Here is a 23,577-nt window from a genome sequence, read left to right on the forward strand (position 1 = left end):
AGCAGTTGGAGGAGCGCATCCTGCTCATCGCCGAGGTGACGGCCCGCTCACGCCAGCAGCGCCGAGAGCGCGAACGGCGGAAACGTGAGGCTTCCCTCGGGAGTGGCGGCTAAACCGGAAGCGGATGGTGCCCAGCCCTTGACGAATTGCTGGCCTGGGCAGAGAGACGGCCCCTGCTGAAACGTGAAGAGGCGCCATCGACGGCATAGGCGTCGCTTTGCTCAGCGGCCGCCGCCGCGCGTCTGTTCCGTGGCTGCTTGTCAGTCGATCCGCGTCCAGGCCGCCGTCGTAGAGGAACAGGCCCTTCGGGCAGACGGCGCACAGGCCGTTCTCGCCGATGCTCAGGGATTGCAACGTTCGTGGGCGGTCGCCATCGAACGCGTACACCTGGAACCGTGCGCCGTCCCAGACGTAGAGTTCACGCGTCGAGCACGCGTGCAGCCGGTCGCGGAACCACGCCAGACCGCAGAGCTCGTGCGGGAGCTCCAGTTCGCGTGTCTGCCATTGCGCCCCGCGCCCGAGGATCAACTTGCCTCCTCGACCGATGGCGTAGCTCTGGCCGGTGACCGAGACGAGCGCGTATCGCGGAATCGGGGTCTGGCATCGCGTGACCGCGATCTCGTCCCACTTCAACGCGCCGGCGTCGAGCCAGGCGCCTTGATGGAACACGGCGCCTTTGGTGAACGGCACGCGCTTCGCGGCGAGTTCGTCGTCAACGACCGCCATGCAGACGGCGCGGTTGAGGCCGACACAGGCGTCGACGAACGAGGCGACTGAGGTCCAGCGCTGCGGCATGGTGCGGGCGTCCGTACGACGCTTTCGCACACGCCGAAGCGCTCAGGACTGGGCCCGGCTCAGCTCGTGCTCCACGGCCTCGTAGAGGGCGCGGATGTTGGCGCCGCCGAAGCCGCGTGCGTCCTTGCGCTCCACGGCCTCGAAGAAGAGCGTCTGCCGCGGGTGCACCGAGCGCGTGAAGGACTGCAACAGCAGGCCCCATGCGTCCCGGTCCACCAGGATGCCCATCTCGCGCAGCGGGCCCAGGTCCAGGGGAATGGGGCCGAGCCGCCCCTCGAGCCGGTCGTAGTAGGCCGCCGGGATGTCCAGGAACTCGATGCCCTGCGTCCGGAGCTGCCGCGCGCTGGCGACGATGTCAGGGGAGAGCATGGCCAGGTGCTGCACGCCCGGTCCGCCGTGGCGCGCGAGGAACTCGCCAATCTGCCCCGGGTTCTCGTGGGAGATGGGCTCCTGCATGGGGAAGCAGATGCGCCCGGAGGGGCTCTGCACCACCTTGGAGTTCATCCCGCTGCCGTGGGTCTTGACGTTCTCCTCGTGCGACTGCCGGAAGCCGAAGGCCTCCGTGTAGAAGCGCACCATGGCGTCCAGCGTGCCCGGGGTCAGGCAGATGGCCACGTGGTCCAGGCCGGAGAACAGCTCCTTCGCCGGAGACCGAGGCGCGTCCACCGCGCGCAGGCCCGGGGGCAGGAAGCCCTCCCAGGGCCCCTCGCGCTCGATGAGCGAGTGCACCACGTCGCCCATGGCCTGCACGGTGGCCTTCAGCACGCGGCGACCGTGGCCGTCCTGGAGGATGGCGGGCTCGCGCACCGGATGGGCGCCGCGCTCGATGACGTGCGCGTAGGTGGCCACCAGGTCCGGGGTGCGCAGCGCGATGTCCCGCACGCCGTCACCGTGACGCTGGACGTACTCGGACGAGGGCGACTCGGGGGTGAGCCCCTGCGTCAGCAGCACCCGGCAGCGGCCCTGCTGCATCAGCACGCAGCGCTGCGCCTCGAGCCCCGTCTCCGGACCGCCTTCCGCGACGCGACGGAAGCCCAGCGCGTCCGTGAAGAAGCGGGTCGACTGGAGGAGATCTCCGACGCACAACTCGATGTACTCAATCTCATCGACGGCCACGTTCTTCATGTCGATCCTGGAACCTGCTCGCCCCAAGCCAGGCAGCGAGAAGCGCTGATGCCGCATGTGAACAAAAACACTGCGCGTGTATCCAATTGAGCTATTTTTCCAGTACTGTCAAGCATACCTGGATTCACAAGAAGTACAGGGATGTGTCGCGTCGGGTCAGGCTTTGAAACGCGCGGGATTTCCTCCGCGTTTCAGCGCCTCGGACAGCCACCGGCCATAGACGGTCTGGACGGTCCGCGCGTCGGGCCAGAACCCGCGGGCGGCGTATTTGAACAGGCGGCCCGCGGTGCGGCGGCCGCTGCGCATGTGGACCACGCGGAGGCGATGCCGGACGAAGTCGGACCACGAGTGGGGACCCGCGCGCAGGTAGGCGCCGTCCAGGGTGAACTGGCAGATGCTGAGGTCCGTCTGCTCGATGAGCGTGTCCGGCCTGGCCCCGTCCGGGAAGAGCGACGGAATGTACATGAACTGGATGACATGCCTCTCCGGTGAGGTGAGGCGCATGCAGTACATGTCGCGGCCATCCGGCATCGTCCGCAACAGGAGCCCTGGCAGGTCCGGCACGGACGCGTTCCTCGGGGGCTTGCGCACGGGGGATGGCTTGCGGCGCAGCATGCGCGGCACCGGGATGCCCGGCCAGGGATTCATGTACTGCAGCCGGGTGATGGAGTAGCCCGACTCCAGCATGCGGTTCAGGGTGCGTTCCATGGCCGGGAACGAGCCGGAGAAGAGGTCGTAGTCCCCGTCGTCCACCGACGTGTTCATCTCCCCGCCGAGCCACCGCGTGACACGTCCGCCCATCATCCAGGTCTGCTCATCCAGCAGGTGGCTGTGGGGCAGCACCGGGAGCTTCAGGACGCGGCGCACGTCCTCGATGAGCGGAGGGGTCTTCACCACCGCCGCGTCCGGGTCGCGCAGGTCGCTCACGCCGAGCAACTCGCAAAGGCTCTGTACCTCCGACTGCGTGAAGTCACGGACCATGGACTGCTCCTGTGGGACGCTGGGGCTGGGACGCGCGGGCTCGCGCCGGGAGCCGTGCGGCTCCTAGGATGCCGGCCGCGGCGCAGGCAAAGGATGGGGAATTCACGTGATGGATGAAGAGCTGTCGCTGGTGGGCTTCACGGAGGACATGAACCTCAACGCCGTCTTCTTCGGCTTCCTGGGGTTGTTCCAGATGGTGTTCCCGGGCCGCCTCCAGGCCTGCTACCTGCTGGGGAGCCACGCGACGAGCGAGGCCGTGGGCGAGAGCGATATCGACCTGACGCTCGTCTTCAAGGGCCGGTTCCAGCCGGGAGAGCGGCGGCGCTTCGAGCACTTCCGCCGGCACGTGAGCCCGCTGAGCCCCCTGTCGCTGGATGCGAACGCGGTGGAGGAGGAGCAGCTGCTGGAGGAGGGCGCCGTCAACCTCAAGAAGACGTCGCTGCTGCTCATGGGCGAGGACCTCCGGGAGCGCATCCCGCTGATGCCGCTGGACGCGTGGATCCGCTACTGCATGCACCGGCCCTACGTCTTCATGGAGCGCGCCCGGGCCCGCGCCGAGGGCGAACCCCTGCGCTTCCCGCTCATCTACCCGGACCCGCGCGGCGAGCTCTACGGCTACGACCACCGCGAGGTGCTGGATGCCCAGGGCCAGTCGCACCGGGGCTTCAAGGAGCTGGTCACCCTGGCCTGCCGGCTGGCGACGGCCGAGGTGGCGGTGAAGGCGGGCGGGTACACGTATTCCAAGCGCGAGGCCATCGAGGCGCACCGCGAGCTCGTCAACGACGCGTGGACGCCCCTGTACGAGCAGATCTACGCGGCCCGCAAGCGCTGGGGCTACCGGGTGCCGGAGGCCGCCGAAGACGTGGCGCACCTGCGGTCGCTCTGCGCGGGCATGTTGGAGGCGGAGAATCATTTCCTGGGGCTCTACAAGGGCTTCCTGCTGGAGGAACTGCGGCGTGGAGCGGTGAAGGACCGCGTGCTGGCGGCCCAGCGGCTGGGGGAGATCGCCTACCCGGGTGATGAGGTGCCCGCGGCGCTGCGGGCCCTCGCGCAGGCCCCGGAAGAGGAGCTGCGCGAGGCGGCGGCGGAGTCGCTCCGTCGCCTGGGCCCGTCCGGCACCTGACCGGACCCACCGGCGGCCTGAACACCCGGGCCGCCGGCACTGGGGCCGGGACTACCCGACCCGCTGGAACGAGTCCCCGGACCGGGCCCGCTCCAGCAAGGCCGTGAGGCGCTCGGCCAGCGCCTCCACGTGCGGCATGGCGATGAGGGTGAAGTGGTCGCCCGGCACCTCGAGCACCTCCACCCCGCCCCGCACCACCCTGCCCCAGCCCAGGTCCGCCTCCAGGTCCGGAGGCGACTCGGCGGCCCGCAGCAGCACCAGCGAGCCTCCATAGGACCCGGGCACGAAGGCCCTAGCGGCCCGCCGGTTTCGCGCGAACACGCGCCACAGCCCGCGCAGCTCCTCGCACGCCTCCTCCTCGATGCCCGGGATGACGGGGGCCGGCCCCTCCAGCAGGGAGCGCAGCTCCACCGCGTCCACCTGCTGGAGCACTTCGGCCGCGCGCGGGTGCACGCCCGACAGCTTCGACAGGTGGTCCGCGAACTCGAGCACGCCCTGCCACTCCTCCTCGGCCGGGCCCTCGTCCTGGCTGCTCGCGTCGATGACGACCAGCATCCCCACCTGCTCGCCCAGGGCTTCGAGCTGCCGCGCCATCTCGTACGCGACGCGTCCGCCCAGCGACCAGCCGCCCAGCAGGTACGGCCCTTCCGGCTGCACCTCGCGCACGGACTCCAGGTAGCGGGTGGCCATCTCCTCCACCGTCTCGCCGCCTCCGCTCGCCGGCACCTGCAACCCGTAGACGGGCTGCTCCGGCGGCAGGCGCCGCGCCAGCTCCAGGTAGCCGAGCACGCTGCCACCCACCGGGTGCACGCAGAAGAAGGGACGGGCCTCGCCGCCCTTGCGCAGCGTCACCAGCGGCGAGTCCGACGACGTGCCCGCCTCGATGCGCGCCGCCAGTCCTTCCAGCGTCGGTGCCTCGAAGAGGTCGATGACCGCGAGCTGGACTTCGAACAGCGCCCGCACGCGCGCCACCACCTGCGTGGCCAGCAGGGAGTGGCCTCCCAGGTCGAAGAAGTCATCGTGCACGCCCACGCGCGGCACGTTGAGCAGCTCCCGCCAGAGCACCGCCAGCCGTTCCTCCGTCTGCGTGCGCGGGGCGGTGTAGGACGTCTCCGTCCGCACGCGCGACGGCGCAGGGAGCGCCTTGCGGTCCACCTTGCCGTTGGACGTCAGCGGCAGCGCTTCCAGCACCACGAAGGCCGACGGCACCATGTAGTCCGGCAGCCGGGCCGCCAGGTGGTCGCGCAGCCCCGCTTCCTCCAGGGTGACGCCCGGCTTCGCCACCGCGTACGCCACCAGCTGCTTTCCGCCGGCCTCGTCGCGCGCCACCACCACGCACTCGCCCACGCCGGCTTGCTGCGCCAGCACCGCCTCCACCTCACCCAGCTCCACGCGGTAGCCGCGAATCTTGAGCTGGTGGTCCACGCGGCCGAGGAACTCGATGCGGCCATCCTCCAGCCACCGCACCCGGTCTCCGGTGCGGTAGAGCCTGGCGCCGGCCACGCCGCTGAAGCCGTCCGGCAGGAAGCGCTCCGCCGTCAGGTCCGGCCGGCCCAGGTAGCCGCGGCCCACGCTCTCGCCGCCGACGAACAGCTCGCCCGGCACGCCCGGAGGCACCGGCTGGCCATACCCGTCCAGCACGTACACCCGCACGTTGCCCAGGGGCTTGCCCAGCGGCACCGTCTGCGCCCCGGGCACGCGCACGCCGCGCTCCACCTTCTGCGCGAGCACGCCCACCGTCGTCTCCGTGGGGCCGTAGTGGTTGAACACCTCGCACTCCGGCGCGAGCGCGTGCACCCGCTCCACCAGGGCCCACTCCGACTTGTCGCCGCCCAGCACCAGCCGCTTGCGAGGCAGCAGCGCCTGGGCGGCCTCGTCCGCCAGCAGCGCCTCCAGGTGCGTCGGGACGATCTTCAAGCCCTCCACCTGGTGCTCGCGCCCGTACGCCGTCATCAGCGCCGAGTCGGAGACGGTCCGCCGGTCCACCAGGTGCACCGCCCCGCCCGCGCAGAGCGTGGGGAAGAGCGCGGTGTGCCCCAGGTCCGCCGCCAGCGTGGACACCGACGCGAAGCTCATCTCTCGCGGCAGGTCCAGCCTGCGGCTCACGCCCGCCACGTAGCAGGCGAGCTGGCCGTGTTCGATGCACACGCCCTTGGGCTGCCCCGTGCTTCCCGATGTGTAGATGACGTAGGCCACGTTGCCCGGCACCGCGCCGCTGTCCGGCGCCTCCTCCGGCTGGGACTCCAGCAGCCCGTCCCCGGCGTCCAGGCTGACCAGGAACTCACCCTGCGACGGCAGCTCGTTGGCCAGCGCCTCCTCGGTGACGATGACCTGCACCCGCGCGTCGTTGAGGACGTGCCGCACGCGCTCGCTCATGTGCGCGTGCGCCGGGTCCAGGGCCACGTAGGCGCCGCCGGCCTTGAGGATGCCCAGCATGCCCACCAGCGCGTGCGCCCGCCGCTCCACGAACAGGCCCACCCGCGTCTCCGGCCCCACGCCCAGCGCCTTCAGCCAGTGCGCCAGCTGGTTGGCCTTGAGCTCCAGCTCCGCGTAGGTGAGCCGCTCGTCGCCAGCCACCACCGCCACCGCGTCCGGCACCCGCGCCGCCTGCTCGGAGATGAGTTCGTGGATGCACCGCCGCTCGTACGGCGCCGCGGTGTCGTTCCAATCCACCAGCACGCGCTTGCGCTCCTCCTCGGACAGCAGGGGGAGCTGGGACAGCCGCAGGGCGCCGCCCTTCTGGGCCACCACGCCCTCCAGCAGCCGCTGGAAGCGCCGCGCCAGGAGCGCGATGGTCGGCTCGTCGAAGAGGTCCATGCTGTACATCCAGGTGATGACCAGCCCGTCGGGCCGGGGGTTCACCAGCACCGTCAGGTCCAGCTTCGCGGTGGCCGGGTCGCCACCCTCCGCGCTCACCTTGAGCCCGGGCAGCTCCAGCGCCGACACGGGCATGTTCTGGAGCACGAACTTCACCTGGAACAGCGGCGCGTGCGCCGTGGTGCGGTCCGGGTTGATGGCGCGCACCACCTCCTCGAAGGGAAGGTCCTGGTGCGCGTACGCGTCCATCGACACCTGCTTCGCCTGCGCCAGCAGTTCAGTGAAGGTCGGGTCCCCCTCCATCCGCAGGCGCAGCACGAGCTGGTTGATGAAGAAGCCGATGAGCGACTCCGTCTCCGCGTGGTTGCGGTTGGCCACGTCCGTGCCCACCACCAGGTCGGTCTGCCCGCTGTAGCGGTGCAGCAGGGACTGGAAGCCCGCCATCAGGACCATGAAGAGGGTGGCGCCCTCGCGCTGGCCCAGCGCCTCCAGGTTGCCGGCGAGGCGCGCGTCCATCATCGACACGTGCGTCCCGCCCCGGTAGCTGCGCACCGCGGGCCGCGGACGGTCCGCCGGAAGCTCCAGCGAGGAGGGCGCGCCCTCCAGCTGCTTCCGCCAGTAGCCGAGCTGCGTCTCCAGGGTTTCTTCCCGCAGCCACTGCCGCTGCCACGCCGCGTAGTCCGCGTACTGCAGCGTCAGCTCCGGCAGGGGCGAGGGCTGGCCGTCGCGGTAGGCCCCGTAGAGCGACACCACCTCGCGCACCAGCACGCCCATGGACCAGCCGTCCGAGACGATGTGGTGCATCGTCAGGAGCAGCAGGTGCGACTCCTCGCTCAGCCACAGCAGCGTGGCGCGTACCAGCGGGCCGCGCGCCAGGTCGAACGGCCGGCGCGCCTCCTCCTCCTGGAGCCGCTGCGCCTGCGCGTCGCGCTGCGCTTCCGGAAGCTCGCGCAGGTCCATCCGGGACAGCGGCGGCATCGCCTGGGGCCACACCACCTGGGCCGGACCGTCCTCGCCGTCGTGGAACGTGGTGCGCAGGGACTCATGGCGGCGCACCACCTCCTGGAAGGCGCGATCCAGCGCGTCGGCGTTCAGCGCGCCCTCGACCCGGACCGCGATGGGGATGTTGTAGAAGGGCATCCCCGGCTCCAGCTGATCCAGGAACCAGAGCCGCTGCTGCGCGAAGGACATGGGCATGCGCTCCCGCCGCGGCATGGGCCGCAGGGGGAAGGCGTCCGCCCCGCTCGCGTGTCCGGCGAGGGCGTCCACGCGCGCGGCCTGCTCGGCCAGGGTGCGGGCCTCGAAGACGACGCGCAGGGGCAGCTCCACCTGGAAGCCGTTGCGGATGCGCGACAGCAGCTGGGTGGCCACCAGCGAGTGGCCGCCCAGGTCGAAGAAGCTGTCGTGCACGCTGACGCGCTCCACGCCGAGCAGCTCGCTCCAGATGGCGGCGAGCCGCCGCTCCGTGTCGGTGGACGGACCGACGAAGTCCTCCTCGGCGCGCAGCGTCTCCGGCACCGGCAGCGCCTGCTTGTCCACCTTGCCGCTGGAGCTCAGCGGCAGCGTGGGCAGCGCGACGAACGCGGAGGGGACCATGTACTCGGGCAGCCGCGCCTGGAGGAAGCCGCGCAGCTCGGCCGCGGTGAGCGAGTCCTCTCCGACGTGGTAGGCCACCATCCGCATCAGGCCCGGCGCGTCCTCGCGCACCAGCACCACTGCTTCGCGCACGCCGGGGTGCTTGAGCAGCACGGCCTCCACTTCGCCCAGCTCCACGCGGTAGCCGCGCAGCTTCACCTGGTTGTCGAGCCGTCCCAGGAACTCGATGGAGCCCTCGGGCAGCCAGCGCACCAGGTCACCGGTGCGGTACAGCCGGGCGCCGGGGGCACCGCGGAACGGATCCGGCACGAAGCGCTCCGCCGTCAGCTCCGGACGGCCCAGGTAGCCGCGGCCCACGCCCGCGCCGCCGATGTACAGCTCGCCGGGCAGCCCCGTGGGGACGGGCTCCAGGTGCGCATCCAGCACGTACACCTGGGCGTTGGTGATGGGCTGGCCGATGGTGGGACGGGCCGCATCCACGTCCTCGCTGAAGGTGGCGCAGATGGTGGTCTCCGTGGGGCCGTAGGCGTTGAGGAACCGCCGGCCGGGCTTCCAGCGCGCCACCACTTCCGGCGTGCAGGCCTCGCCCGCCGCGGCCACCACCTTCAGGGCCGGCAGTTCGTCGGGCGACAGCTGGGCCAGCACCGACGGGGTGAGCGTCACGGAGGTGATGGCCTGCTCGGCGAGCAGCGTCTTCAGGGACGTGCCGGGCATCAGGTCATCCCGGCGCGCCAGGGTCAGCCGGGCGCCGGACACCAGCGTCGGGAAGATTTCCCAGACGGACGCGTCGAAGCCGGAGGAGAAGAACTGCAGCACCCGCTTCCCGGGGCCCAGCTCCAGGGCCTCGATGCAGGCCAGGGTGGTGTTGGTCAGCCCGCGGTGCTCCAGCAGCACGCCCTTGGGGGTGCCCGTGGAGCCGGAGGTGAAGATGACATAGGCGAGATGGCTGTCCTTGGCGCCTCCCTCCAGGTCATGGTCCGGGTAGCGCTCCACGCGATCCCAATCCAGGTCCAGGCACAGGGTGTGGGCGGCACGGTGGCTGAGCTGATCCGCCAGCGACTCCTGCGTCAGCAGCAGCGGCGTGCGGGCCTCGTCGGCGATGAGCTCGAGCCGGTCCTCGGGCAGGGCGGGATCCAACGGGACGTAGGCGGCGCCGGACTTGAGGATGCCGAGCACGCCCACCAGCAGCTCCAGCGAGCGGTCGACGTAGAGACCCACGAGGACGTCGGGCAGCACGCCGCGCGCGCGCAGGTAGTGCGCGAGCTGGTTCGCGCGGCCGTTGAGCTCCGCGTAGGTGAGCTCCTGGCCGTCGAAGGTGACGGCGATGGCGTCCGGGGTGCGGCGCACCTGGGCCTCGAAGAGGCGGTGGACGGGCTCGGCCGCGACGGGACGGGCGGTGTCGTTCCACGCGCGCAGTAGCTGATGCCGCTCGGCCGGAGCGAGCATCGGCAGCGTGGCCAGGGGCCGCGTGGGCGACTCCACCAGCGCCTCCACGAGCGCCCGCAGGTGGCTGCTCATGCGGGCGATGGTGGCCGGTTCGAACAGGTCGGTGGCGTACGAGAGGGCGCCGGAGAAGCCGTCGGGCGAGTCGACGAGCGACAGCGTCAGGTCGAACTGGGTGGTGGAGTCCTCCAGCGCCAGCGGCCGCAGGGTGAGGCCCGGCAGGACGTGGGCCAGGGACTCCTCGGGATTGAGGACGAACCACGCCTGGAACAGCGGATTGCGGCTGAGGTCGCGCTCGGGACGCAGCTCGTCCACGAGCCGCTCGAAGGGCACGTCCTGGTGGGCGTGGGCGCCGAGCGTCACCTCGCGCACGCGGGCGAGCAGCTCCTGGAACGTGAGCGGGCCCGGCATGCGGGTGCGCAGCACCAGGGTGTTGATGAAGAAGCCGATGACGCCCTCCAGCTCCAGCTGGCCACGGCCGGCGCCGGGCGAGCCCACGCTGATGTCGTCCTGGCCCGAGTAGCGGTACAGCAGGGCCTGGAAGGCGGCGAGCATCACCATGAAGGGCGTTGCGCCCTCGCGCTGACCGAGTGCCTTGAGCCGTTCCACCAGCTCGCGCGGCAGCGACACCGGGTGGCTCGCGCCACGGGAGGACTGAGCGGCCGGGCGGGGCTTGTCCGTGGGCAGCTCCAGGGCGGGCGGAGCGCCGTCGAGCTGGGCCCTCCACCACGCGAGCTGCGACTCCAGGGCCTCGCCCTGGAGCCACGCGCGCTGCCACACCGCGTAGTCGGCGTACTGCATGGACAGCGGAGGCAGCGGGGCCTCGTGGCCCCGGCGATGGGCGTCGTACAGCGCGGTGAGGTCGCGGACGAGGACCTGCGTGGACCAGCCGTCGAAGACGATGTGGTGCACGGTGAGCACCAGCACGTGGGTGTGCTCACCCAGCCGCAGCAGGAGGGTGCGCAGCAGCGGGCTCCGGCCCAGGTCGAAGGGCCGCTGGGCCTCCTGCGTGGCCTGACGGAGGGCCTCGGCCTCGCGCTCGGCGTCGGGGATGGGGCGCAGGTCGACGAGCTCCAGGACCGGCTCCACCTCCGAGGCGATGACCTGCCAGACCTGTCCGGACTCTCCCCGGAAGGAGGTGCGCAGGGACTCGTGGCGCTGCTGCAGCGCGTGGAGCGCGTGCCGCAGGGCGGCCACGTCGAGCGCCCCTTCCAGCCGGAAGACGGCCGGGATGTTGTAGCGCGAGCCGCCCGGAGCGAGCTGCTCCAGGAACCACAGCCGCTGCTGGGCGAAGGACAGGGGCAGCGGGCCCGAGCGATCCGCGCGGACCAGCGGTGGCGCCTGCGTCGTCGGCGCCATCGCGCTGCGCTGGAGGAGCGAGGCCAGCTCCGCCACCGTGGGCGCATCGAAGAGGGCCTTGAGGGGCAACTCCACCTTCAGCGCCTCTCGGATGCGTGAGATGGCACGGGTGGCGAGGAGCGAGTGCCCGCCCAGCTCGAAGAAGCTGTCGTGCACGCCCACGCGCTCCGCGCCCAGCACCTGCGTCCACACGTCCGCCAGCGACTTCTCCGCGTCCGTGCGTGGCGCCACGTACTCGCGCGCCCGTTCCAGCAGCGCGCCCTCCGGCTCCGGCAGGGCCTTGCGGTCCACCTTGCCGTTCGACGTCAGCGGCAGCGCCTCCAGCGTCACGAACGCCGAGGGCACCATGTACTCGGGCAGTCGGGAGCCGAGCGCCTCGCGCAGGGGGCTCACGTCGAGGGGCTCGGGGCCATGACCGACGACGTAGGCGACGAGGCGCTTGTCGCCCGCGCCCTGGCCCTTGGCCACCACCACTGCTTCCTTCACCGCCGGGTGCGCTCGCAGCGCTCCTTCCACTTCACCCAGCTCGATTCGGAAGCCTCTCACCTTCACCTGCGTGTCCGCACGACCCAGGAACTCCAGCGTCCCGTCCGCGCGCCACCGCGCCAGGTCTCCCGTCCGGTACATCCGCTCTCCGGACAGTCCTGAGTGCAGGTCCGGCACGAAGCGCTCCGCCGTCAGCTCAGCGCTTCCCAGGTAGCCTCGCGCCACGCCCTCTCCGGCCGCGTACAGCTCTCCGGCCACTCCCACCGGCACCGGATTCAGCGCCGCGTCCAGCACGTACACGCGCGTGTTGCCAATCGGCTGGCCGATGGCCACCACCTCGCCCACCTGGCTGCCTTCCGTCATCCGGTGGCAGCTGGTGAAGAGCGTGTTCTCCGTCGGGCCGTAGCACGCCGTCACCGGCACCTTCAGCTCTTCCACCACCCGACGCACGTGCGGCGCCGACACCACGTCTCCGCCCGTCAGCAGCTGCTTGAGGCCGCGCAGCACTTCCACGTCCGCGTCCACCACCTGCGCGAAGAGTCCCGCCGTCAGGTGCAGCGTCGTCACGCCCTTCCCCTTCACCACCCGCTTCAACTCTTCCACGTCTCCCACCGGGCCCGGCGGGTACACCACCAGCCGCGCCCCATTCAGCAGGCTGCCCCATACCTCCAGTGTCGAAGCGTCAAACGACACCGGGGCAATCAGCAGCAGCGTCTCCTCGGGGCCCAGCTGCGCGTACTTCGTCCCCTTCACCGTGCGCAGCACTCCGCGCTGCTCCGTGCACACGCCCTTGGGCTTGCCCGTGCTTCCCGACGTGAAGTCGATGTACGCCAGGTTGCGTCCACCCACTTCACTCTTCGGCGCGTGCTTCGGCTGCTGCGCCAGTTGCGTCTGCACTTCCTCCAGCAGCACGCACTCCACGCCCTGCACCGGCAGCTTCTCCGCCAGCGCTCGCCGCGTCACCACCACTCGCGGCTTCACCTCGCCCACCATCTGCTCCAGCCGCGCCTGGGGGTAGTCCGCCTCCAGCGGCACGTACGCGCCTCCGGACTTCGCGATGCCCACCAGCGCCACCACCAGCTCCACCGAGCGCTCCAGGCACAGCCCCACCCGCTCCTCGGCTCCGACTCCCTTGCTCCTCAGCAAGTGCGCCAGCTGGTTGGCTCGCTCATCCAGCTGCCGGTACGTCAGCTTCTCCTCCCCGCACTCCACCGCCACCGCGTCCGGCCGCTGCTCCACCTGACGCGAGAACTCCTCAGCGATGCTGCTTTCGCGCGCGTACTCCTGCTCCGTCGCGTTCCACCCCTTCACCACCAACTGGCGCTCCGCCTGCGTCAGCAGCGTCACCTCGGAGAGCCGCTTGCCGGCACTCGCCACCAGTTCCAGCAGCGCCACCTTCCACTGATTCAGCAGCGCATCCATCCCGCGCTGCTCGAAGCGCGGGGTCTCGTAGACCAGCTTCAGCCGTAGCTGGGAGCCGGGCATCGCGGACAACGTGAGCGCGTAGTTCGTCCGCTCCTTCGAGCGGACATCCCGCACGTCCCAACGGCTCGCACGGCCCTTCAGCGACTCATCGACAGGGTAGTTCTCGAAGATCAACAAGCTGTCGAAGAGCGGCTGGCCGCGAGGCACGTTGCTCCAGCCCTGCACCTGCACCAGCGGGCTCTGCTCGAACTGCTGCTGCTCGGCCTGCTGCTTCTGGAGCCCCTTCAGCCACTCCGCCACTCCGCCGTCACCGGGCAACTGCACCCGGACCGGGAGGGTGTTGATGAAGAGGCCGACCATGCCTTCGACACCGTCGAGTTCGGCCGGGCGGCCCGCCACCGTGGCGCCGAAGACGACTTCGCCTTCGCCCGCGTGGCGTCCCAGCACCAATGCCCAGGCGCCCTGTGCCAGCGTGTTCACTGTCACCTGCTGCCGCTGCGCGAAGCCCTGCACCGCCGACGTCTCCTCCTCCGTCAGCTGCAGCGTCACCTCGTCCTGGTTGCTCGTGCCGCCCTTCGCCCCACGTGCTTCCAGCGGCAGCCGCGTCGGCGCGCTCACGCCCTTCAGCGCCTCACGCCAGTACGCCTCCGCCTTCTTCGTGTCCTGCTTCCCGAGCCACCCGAGGTACTCGCGGTACGCAGGGCGCGTCCTGCCCCGCACGTCGCCACCCGTGACGAGCGCCTCGTACGTCGTGAAGACTTCCTCCAGCACCAGACCGAGGCTCCACCCGTCCAGCAGCAGGTGGTGGTGGCTCCACACGCACCTCCAGCCGTCTTCGCCCAGCTTCATCACCGCCATGCGCATCAGCGGCGCCTGGCCCAGCTCGAAGCCCTGGCGGGCGTCTTCCTTCAGGTACTCGTCCAGCGCGTGCTGCTGCGCTTCGCGGCCCAGGCTGCTCCAGTCACGCTCTTCCCACGGCAACTGCACCGTGCGCTGCACCACCTGCAGCGGCTCCTCCAGACCCTCCCAGAGGAAGCGCGTGCGCAGGATGGACAGCCGCTCCACCACCGTCTGCCACGCCTGCTTCAGTGCCTCCACCTTCAGCCCGCCGCGCACCTCCCACGCGAGCTGCTCCACGTACACACCGCTGCCGCCTTCCAGCAACGAGTGGAAGAGCAGGCCCTGCTGCAACGGAGAGAGTGGATAGACGTCCTCCACGCCCTCGCCCCGGCCCAGCACCTTCTCCAACTGCTGGGGGCTCGCCTTCACCAGCGGGAAGTCCACCGCCGTCCACAGCCCTGCTTCGGGCTCCGTCCGCTGCCGCAGCAACTGACGCAACTCCTGGGCGTAGTGCCGCGCCAACTCCTCGACGCTCTCGCGGCGGTGCAGCTCCCGGCCGTAGTCGATGGCCACTTCCAACCGGCCGCCCACCACCAACCCGTTGACGCCCAGCACGTGCGCGCGCTTCTCACCCTTCGCCTGCGCCTCGCCCGACTTTTCCTTCGCCGGCGCGAAGTACTTCGACTGCGCCGCCGTCGCATCTACCTGTCCCAGGTAGTTGAAGACGACTTCCGCCTTCGGCAGTGCGCGCAGCTTCCGCCTCGACTCTTCCGCGCCCAGGTACTTCAGCAGCCCGAAGCCCAGGCCCTTGCCGGGCACCCGCCGCACCGACTCCTTCACCGCGCGCACCCATGCGCCCGCGCCCTCCGCCTTCGGCGCTTCCACCACCACCGGGTACACGCTGGTGAACCAGCCCACCGTGCGCGACACCTCCAGCCCCACTTCCTCCTCGCGCCCGTGGCCTTCCAGCTCCACCCGTACCCGCTCCAGCCCTCTCCACTTCTTCAGCGCCGCCGCCAGTCCCGCCAGCAGCACCTCGTCCACTCGCGCCCGGTACGCACCAGGCACCTCGCGCAGCAGCGCCGCCGTCTCCTCGCGGCTCAACTCCAGACGGACTTCTCCCTCCAGGCCCGTCTCATTGCGGCCACCTGCCTCGTCCACCGGCAGTGACGGCACCTCTGCGGCGCCCTGGGCTTCCCAGTACGCCACCTCCCCTTCCACCTGCCCCGCGTACTCCTTCAGCCTCCTCGCCCACTGCTGGTACGAGGCGCTCTTCGGACCAAGCTCCACCGCCTCGCCCCTCGCCACCTGCTCACACGCCCGCTCCACGTCCTCCACCACCACCCGCCACGACACCCCATCCACCACCAGGTGGTGCACCACCACCAGCAAGCGCCGGCCCTTCTCTCCCAGCTCGAAGAGCACCGCCTTCACCAGCGGGCCCTTCTCCAGCTCCAGGCTGCCCTGCACCCGCGTCGCCACCTGCTCCAGTTGCGCGGCTATGTCCTGCGCCCCGCGCAGGTCCACCTGCTCCAGCTTCAGCGCGCCCGCTTCTTCCACGCTCGCGTTGCGCTGCTTCCACTCGCCGTCCACTCGCTCGAAGCGCATCCGCAGCGCGTCGTGGTGCTTCACCACCGCGCCCAGCGCCTTCTCCAGCACCGCCGCGTCCAGCGCGCGCGAGACCTCCAGCAGCAGCGACTGGTTGCTGTGGCTCGGCTTCTTCCAGGCCTCTTCCAGGAAGCTCTTCTGGATGGCGGTCAGCTCCACCGGGCCTTCGACAGGTCCCTGATCCGCCACCGCCTGCGCGGCCTTCACCACCTGCGCCAGCTCTTCCACCGTCTGCTTCTGGAAGAGCTGCTTCGGCGTCACCTCCAGGCCCGCCCTTCTCACGCGGGACACCACCTGCAGGCTCAGGATGGAGTCACCGCCCAGCTCGAAGAAGTTGTCCTGCACGCCCACGCGATTCAGGCCGAGCACCTGCGCCCAGACCTCCGCCAGCGTCTTCTCCATCTCCGTGCGCGGCGCCACGTACTGACGCGCCAGCTCCGGACGAATGCCTTCCGGCTCGGGCAGGGCCTTGCGGTCCACCTTGCCGTTCGACGTCAGCGGCAGCGTCTCCAGCGCCACGAACGCCGAGGGCACCATGTACTCGGGCAGCCGGGTCTTGAGCGCCTGACGCAGCTCGTTCGTGTCCACCGCCGCCGGGCCGTGGCCCACGACATAGGCCACCAGGCGCTTGTCACCCGCGCCCTGGCCCCTGGCCATCACCACCGCGTCCTTCACCGCCGGGTGCGCTCGCAGCGCCCCTTCCACTTCGCCCAGCTCGATGCGGAAGCCACGCACCTTCACCTGCGTGTCCGCGCGGCCCACGAACTCCAGGCTGCCGTCCTCGCGCCAGCGCGCGACGTCACCCGTGCGGTACAGCCGGGCACCCGGCTCGCCGCCGAACGCGTCCGGCACGAAGCGCTCCGCCGTCAGCTCCGGACGGCCGGGATAGCCCCGAGCCACACCGACGCCTCCCAGGTACAGCTCGCCCGCGACGCCCAGGGCGACCAGACCGCCACGCGCGTCGAGCACATAGGTCCGCACGTTGGCCAGCGGCCGGCCAATGGACGGCGTGCGACCGTCGGCCACGCAATCCGTGAGTGTGGCCACCACGGTGGCTTCCGTGGGCCCGTACGAGTTGACGAAGCGCCGGCCAGGGGCCCAGCGCGTCACCACCTCGGCCGGGAGCGCTTCACCGCCCGAGATGACGGTGCGAAGCGCGGGCAGCCCCTCGGACGGCGTGACGGCGAGCGCCGCCGGCGTGAGGCTGAGCACCGTGATGTTCGCGTCCCGCAGCAGCGCGGACAGCGTGTCGCCCGGCAACAGCCGCTCCGCGGGCGCCAGCACCAGCGTGGCCCCCGAGGTCAGCGTGGTGAAGATCTCCTCCACCGAGAGGTCGAAGCTCAGGTTGGCGAACTGCAACACGCGGCTGCCCGGCCCGATGCCGTACGCCACCGCCTCGTGGGTCACGAGGTTGGCCACGCTCCGGTGCTCGATGGCGGTGCCCTTGGGGGTCCCGGTGCTGCCGGAGGTGTAGATGATGTACGCGAGGTTGCCGGGGCCCGCGCCACGGGTGACGCGCTCCCCGCTCTCGCGCAGGAGCGCTTCACGCGCCTCGTCCAGGCAGAGCGTGCGAGCCGAGGTCTCCGGCAGGCGTTCCCGCAGTGAGCCCTGGGTGAGCAGAACCTCGGCGCCGCTATCGCTCAGCATGAAGGCGAGCCGCTCGCGAGGCAGCATCGGATCCAGGGGCAGGTAGGCCCCGCCCGCCTTGAGGACGCCGAGCAGCGCCACCGCCACATCCAGCGAGCGCTCCAGGCACAGTCCGACCCGGACCTCCGGGCCCACGCCCAGCCGGTGCAGCGCCCGCGCGAGTTGGTTGGCTCGCACGTCCAGCTCCCGGTAGGTCAGCCGCTGTCCCTCGAACTCCACCGCCACCGCGTCCGGCGCCCGGTCTACCTGCGCCTCGAACAGAGAGGCGACGGTGGTGGCTTCCGGGAAGGCCACGCGGGTGCCGCTCCACGTCTCCAGTACCTGCTGACGCTCCGCCTGCGTCAGCAGCGATACGTCCTCCAACCGCTTGCCGGCGCTGGCCACCAGCCCCAGCAGCGCCACCTTCCACTGCTTCAGCAGCGCGTCCATGCCGCGTGCCTCGAAGCGCGACACGTCATAGGCGAGCATCAGCCGCAGCTGCCTGTCAGGAATCACCGACAGCGTGAGCGCGTAGTTCGTCCGCTCCTTCACGCGGACGTCTCCGACCTCCCAGCGATTGGCACGGCCCTTCAACGACGAATCAATGGGGTAGTTCTCGAAGACGAGCAGGCTCTCGAACAGGGCCTGTCCGCGCGGCACCTCGCTCCAGCCCTGCACGCGCACCAGCGGGCTCTGCTCATACTGCCGCTGCTCCGCCTGCTGCTCCTGCTGGGCCTTGAGCCACGACTCCACCCACTCGCCGCCACCGAGCTTCACCCGGACCGGGAGCGTGTTGATGAAGAGGCCGACCATGCCTTCGACACCGTCCAGCTCGGCCGGGCGGCCCGCCACCGTGGCCCCGAAGACGACTTCGCCTTCGCCCGCGTGACGTCCCAGCACCAATGCCCAGGCGCCCTGCGCCAGCGTGTTCACCGTCACCTGCTGCCGCTGCGCGAAGCCCTGCACCGCCGACGTCTCCTCCTCCGTCAGCTGCAGCACCAGCTCGTCCTGGGCATGGGAGCCGTCCTTCGCACCACGCGCTTCCAGCGGCAGCCGCGTCGGCGCGCTCACGCCCTTCAGCGCCTCACGCCAGTACGCCTCCGCCTTCTTCGTGTCCTGCTTCCCGAGCCACCCGAGGTACTCGCGGTACGCAGGGCGCGTCCTGCCCCGCACGTCGCCACCCGTGACGAGCGCCTCGTACGTCGTGAAGACCTCGTCCAGCACCAGACCGAGGCTCCACCCGTCCAGCAGCAGGTGGTGGTGGCTCCACACGCACCTCCAGCCGTCTTCGCCCAGCTTCATCACCGCCATGCGCATCAGCGGCGCCTGGCCCAGCTCGAAGCCCTGGCGGGCGTCTTCCTTCAGGTACTCGTCCAGCGCGTGCTGCTGCGCCTCGCGACCCAGGCTGCTCCAGTCACGCTCTTCCCACGGCAACTGCACCGTGCGCTGCACCACCTGCAGCGGCTCCTCCAGCCCTTCCCAGAGGAAGCGCGTGCGCAGGATGGACAGCCGCTCCACCACCGTCTGCCACGCCTGCTTCAGCGCCTCCACCTTCAGCCCGCCGCGCACCTCCCACGCGAGCTGCTCCACGTACACACCGCTGCCGCCTTCCAGCAGCGAGTGGAAGAGCAAACCCTGCTGCAACGGAGAGAGCGGATAGACGTCCTCCACGCCCTCGCCCCGGCCCAGCACCTTCTCCAACTGCGGAGGGCTCGCCTTCACCAGCGGGAAGTCCACCGCCGTCCACACCCCGGCGTCCGGTTCCCGCAACTCGTTCAGCAGCTTCTTCAGCTGCCGCTCGTACTCCCGGGCCAGCTGCTCGACGCTCTCGCGGCGGTGCAGCTCCCGGCCGTATTCAATGGCCACTTCCAATCGGCCGCCCACCACCAACCCGTTGACGCCCAGCACGTGCGCGCGCTTCTCGCCCTTCGCGTGCGCCTCGCCCGCACGCTCCTTCGCTTGCGCGAAGTACTTCGACTGCGCGGCCGCCGCGTCCAACTGACCCAGGTAGTTGAAGACGACTTCCGCCTTCGGCAGTGCCGCCAGCTTCCGCCGCGACTCTTCCGCGCCCAGGTACTTCAGCAGCCCGAAGCCCAGGCCCTTGCCGGGCACCCGCCGCACCGACTCCTTCACCGCCCTCACCCACGCGCCCGCGCCTTCCGCCTTCGGCGCTTCCACCACCACCGGGTACACGCTGGTGAACCAACCCACCGTGCGCGACACCTCCAGCCCCACTTCCTCTTCGCGCCCGTGGCCTTCCAGCTCCACCCGTACCCGCTCCAACCCTCTCCACTTCTTCAGCGCCGCCGCCAGGCCCGCCAGCAGCACCTCATCCACTCGCGCCCGGTACGCCCCGGGTACCTCGCGCAGCAGCGCCGCCGTCTCCTCGCGGCTCAACTCCAGACGGACTTCTCCCTCCAAGCCCGTCTCATTCTTCCCGCCCGCTTCGTCCACCGGCAGCGACGGCACCTGCGCGGCGCCCTGGGATTCCCAGTACGCCACCTCCCCTTCCACCTGCCCCGCGTACTCCTTCAGCCTCCTCGCCCACTGCTGGTACGAGGCGCTCTTCGGACCCAGCTCCACCGCCTCGCCCCTCGCCACCTGCTCGCACGCCCGCTCCACGTCCTCCACCACCACCCGCCACGACACCCCATCCACCACCAGGTGGTGCACCACCACCAGCAGCCGCCGGCCCTTCTCTCCCAGCTCGAAGAGCACCGCCTTCACCAGCGGGCCCTTCTCCAGCTCCAGGCTGCCCTGCACCTGCGTCGCCACCTGCTCCAGTTGCGCGGCTATGTCCTGCGCCCCGCGCAGGTCCACCTGCTCCAGCTTCAGCGCGCCGGCTTCTTCCACGCTCGCGTTGTGCTGCTTCCACGCGCCGCCCACCCGCTCGAAGCGCATTCGCAGCGCGTCGTGGTGCTTCACCACCTCGTTCAGCGCCTTCTCCAGCACCGCGGCTTCGACTTCTCCCGCGACGTCCAGCAACAGCGACTGGTTGAAGTGGTGCGCCTGATTGCGCTCCTGCGCGAAGAAGGCCTGCTGCACGGGCGTCAGCTCCACCGCGCCTTCCACCGGCTTCTGCTCTCCGGCCTCCAGGGCGACCTTCGCGACCTGCGCCAGTTCCTCCACCGTCTGCTTCTGGAAGAGCTGCCTCGGAGAGATCTCCAGACCGGCCCTCCGAGCCCGAGCCACCACCTGCAGGCTCAGGATGGAGTCACCGCCCAGCTCGAAGAAGTTGTCCTGCACACCCACGCGATTCAGGCCAAGCACCTGCGCCCAGACCTCCGCCAGCGTCGTCTCCACCTCCGTGCGCGGCGCCACATACTGACGCGCGAGCTCCGGGCGGACGCTCTCCGGCTCGGGCAGGGCCTTGCGATCCACCTTGCCGTTCGACGTCAGCGGCAGCGTCTCCAGCGCCACGAACGCCGAGGGCACCATGTACTCGGGGAGCTTCGCCTTGACGTGCTCCCGCAGCCCGGAGACTCCAGGCCACCCTTCCGCCTTCGGCACCACGTAGGCGATGAGGCGCTTGTCGCCCGCGCCCTGGCCCTTGGCCACCACCACCGCTTCCTTCACCGCAGGGTGCGCTCGCAGCGCTCCTTCCACTTCGCCCAGCTCGATTCGGAAGCCCCTCACCTTCACCTGCGTGTCCGCTCGGCCCAGGAACTCCAACGTCCCGTCCGCACGCCACCGCGCCAGGTCTCCCGTCCGGTACATCCGCTCTCCGGCCAGGCCTGAGTGCAGGTCCGGCACGAAGCGCTCCGCCGTCAGCTCCGCGCTTCCCAGGTAGCCGCGCGCCACGCCCTCTCCGGCTGCGTACAGCTCTCCGGCCACTCCCACCGGCACCGGACTCAGCGCCGCGTCCAGCACGTACACGCGCGTGTTACCAATCGGCTGGCCAATGGCCACCACCTCTCCCACCTGGCTGCCTTCCGTCATCCGGTGGCAGCTGGTGAAGAGCGTGTTCTCCGTCGGGCCGTAGCACGCCGTCACCGGCACCTTCAGCTCTTCCACCACCCGGCGCACGTGCGGCGCCGACACCACGTCTCCGCCCGTCAGCAACTGCTTGAGGCCCCGCAGCACGTCCACGTCCGCGTCCACCACCTGCGCGAAGAGTCCCGCTGTCAGGTGCAGCGTCGTCACGCCCTTCCCCTTCACCACCCGCTTCAACTCCTCCACGTCTCCCACCGGCCCCGGCGGGTACACCACCAGCCTCGCCCCATTCAGCAGGCTGCCCCACACCTCCAGCGTCGAAGCGTCAAACGACACCGGGGCAATCAGCAGCAGCGTCTCCTCGGGGCCCAGCTGCGCGTACTTCGTCCCCTTCACCGTGCGCAGCACGCCCCGCTGCTCCGTGCACACGCCCTTCGGCTTGCCCGTGCTTCCCGACGTGAAGTCGATGTACGCCAGGTTGCGTCCACCCACTCCACTCTTCGGCGCGTGCTTCGGCTGCTGCGCCAGTTGCGTCTGCACTTCCTCCAGCAGCACGCACTCCACGCCCTGCACCGGCAGCTTCTCCGCCAGCGCTCGCCGCGTCACAACCACCCGCGGCTTCACCTCGCCCACCATCTGCTCCAGCCGCGCCTGGGGGTAGTCCGCTTCCAAAGGCACGTACGCGCCTCCGGACTTCGCGATGCCCACCAGCGCCACCACCAACTCCACCGAGCGCTCCAGGCACAGCCCCACCCGCTCCTCGGCTCCGACTCCCTTACTCCTCAGCAAGTGCGCCAGCTGGTTCGCCTTCTCATCCAGCTGCCCGTACGTCAGCTTCTCCTCCCCGCACTCCACCGCCACTGCGTCCGGCCGCTGCGCCACCTGACGCGAGAACTCCTCCGCGATGCTGCTTTCGCGCGCGTACTCCTGCTCCGTCGCGTTCCAGCCCTTCAGCACCTGCTGACGCTCCGCCTCCGTCAGCAGCGTCACCTCGGAGAGCGAACGCTCGGGGTGGGCCGCGGCGGACTCCAGCAGCACGCGTAGGTGCCCCAGCATCCGCTGCGCCGTCGCCGCATCGAACAGGTCCGTGCTGTAGACCAGCACGGCGCGCAGTCCCTCGGGCTCTTCCTTGAAGAGCAGCTCGAGGTCGAACTTCGCGACCTGATCCGCCTGCGGCATCGGCGTCAGCGTGAGCCCCGGGAGCTCCAGCCGCGGAGGCTTCGCCTGCTCCAGGTTCATCATCACCTGGAAGAGCGGTGAGTAGCTCAGGTTGCGGGCGGGCTTCAGGTCCTCCACGAGCTTCTCGAAGGGCACGTCCTGGTGCGCGTACGCGCCCACGGTCGCGGCCTTCACGCGGCCCAGCAGCTCCTGGAAGCTCGCCTCGGGGGAGATCCGGGTGCGCACCACCAGCGTGTTGACGAAGAAGCCGATGAGCCCCTCCAGCTCGGACTGATGCCGGCCGGAGATGGGCGTTCCGACGCAGATGTCCTCCTGCCCCGAGTAGCGCGACAGCAGGGTCTGCCACGCGGTCAGCAGCACCATGAAGGGCGACATCGCCTGCGCCTGCCCCATCGCCTTCAACTGCTCGTACAGGGCGCGCGGCAGCAGGGACTCGCGGCTCGCGCCCCGGAAGCTCTGCACCGAGGGACGCGGCCTGTCCGTCGGCAGCTCCAGCACTGGAGTCACGTCGGCGAGCTGCTCGCGCCACCACTTGAGCTGATTCTCCAGCACCGGCCCCTGGAGCCACTCCCGCTGCCACAGCGCGTAGTCGGCGTACTGCACCGGCGACTCGGGCAGCCGCGGGGCCTCACCACGCGACAAGGCCCCGTACAGCAGCCCCATCTCCCGCACCAGCACGTCCATGGACCAGCCGTCCGAGACGATGTGGTGCATCGTCAGGAGCAGCACGTGCTCGCGCTCGCCCAGCCGCAGCAGCGTGGCCCGCAGCAGCGGACCGCGGGTGAGGTCGAAGGGCTTCTGCTGTTCCTCTCGCGTCAGCCGCAGCGCCTCCTGCTCGCGCGTGGGCTCGGGCAGCGACGTCAGGTCATGCAGGGCCACCGGGCACGGTCGCGGCGGCGAGATGACCTGGAGCGCATGGCCCTCCTCGTCGCGGAAGATGGTCCGCAGCGACTCGTGACGACGGAGCAGCTCCGCGAAGCACTGCTCCAGCGCGGCCACGTTGAGCGAGCCCTCGAGCTTCACGGCCGCCGGCATGTTGTACGTGGGCGTGCCCGGCTCCATCCGGTCCAGGAACCAGAGGCGCTGCTGGGCGAAGGAGAGCGGCGCCGAGTCACCCGTGCGCGGGCGCGCGGTGATGGCCGGACGGGCCGACTGGGTGTCCTTCTTGCGGAGTTGACGGAGCAGCTGGGCCTGCTTCTCGGGCGAGAGGGCCGCGATACGCTTGTTGATGTCGCTCATGG

The 23,577-nt window shown here is 70.4% G+C and carries 5 protein-coding genes; 1 reads left to right on the forward strand and 4 read right to left on the reverse strand.

Features of this window, described 5'->3' with window-relative positions:
• Positions 1 to 24 precede the first annotated feature (24 nt).
• From D7Y15_RS13930 to D7Y15_RS13940, 3 genes are all read right to left on the reverse strand, one after another.
• Positions 25 to 795 carry a hypothetical protein gene (locus tag D7Y15_RS13930; protein ID WP_121752884.1) on the reverse strand — a complete coding sequence of 257 codons (771 nt, stop codon included), beginning with the start codon at positions 793 to 795 and terminating at the stop codon, positions 25 to 27.
• A gap of 42 nt (positions 796 to 837) precedes the next feature.
• A complete protein-coding gene (gene hppD / locus D7Y15_RS13935) occupies positions 838 to 1,920 on the reverse strand; it encodes a 4-hydroxyphenylpyruvate dioxygenase (protein WP_158629049.1) in 1,083 nt (360 codons plus the stop codon).
• 156 nt (positions 1,921 to 2,076) lie between these two features.
• Complete coding sequence (locus D7Y15_RS13940; protein ID WP_121752886.1) at positions 2,077 to 2,901, reverse strand: hypothetical protein; 825 nt, start codon at positions 2,899 to 2,901, stop codon at positions 2,077 to 2,079.
• 109 nt (positions 2,902 to 3,010) lie between these two features.
• Here D7Y15_RS13940 and D7Y15_RS13945 point away from each other — a divergent pair, with 109 nt between their 5' ends.
• Complete coding sequence (locus D7Y15_RS13945; RefSeq protein ID WP_120574433.1) at positions 3,011 to 4,024, forward strand: hypothetical protein; 1,014 nt, start codon at positions 3,011 to 3,013, stop codon at positions 4,022 to 4,024.
• 51 nt (positions 4,025 to 4,075) lie between these two features.
• Here the strand turns inward: D7Y15_RS13945 and D7Y15_RS13950 are convergent, their stop codons facing one another.
• Complete coding sequence (locus D7Y15_RS13950) at positions 4,076 to 23,575, reverse strand: non-ribosomal peptide synthetase (RefSeq protein WP_121752887.1); 19,500 nt, start codon at positions 23,573 to 23,575, stop codon at positions 4,076 to 4,078.
• Positions 23,576 to 23,577: the final 2 nt, after the last annotated feature.

The organism is Corallococcus sp. AB030, from assembly GCF_003668965.1.
GTDB classification, from domain to species: Bacteria; Myxococcota; Myxococcia; order Myxococcales; family Myxococcaceae; genus Corallococcus; species Corallococcus exiguus.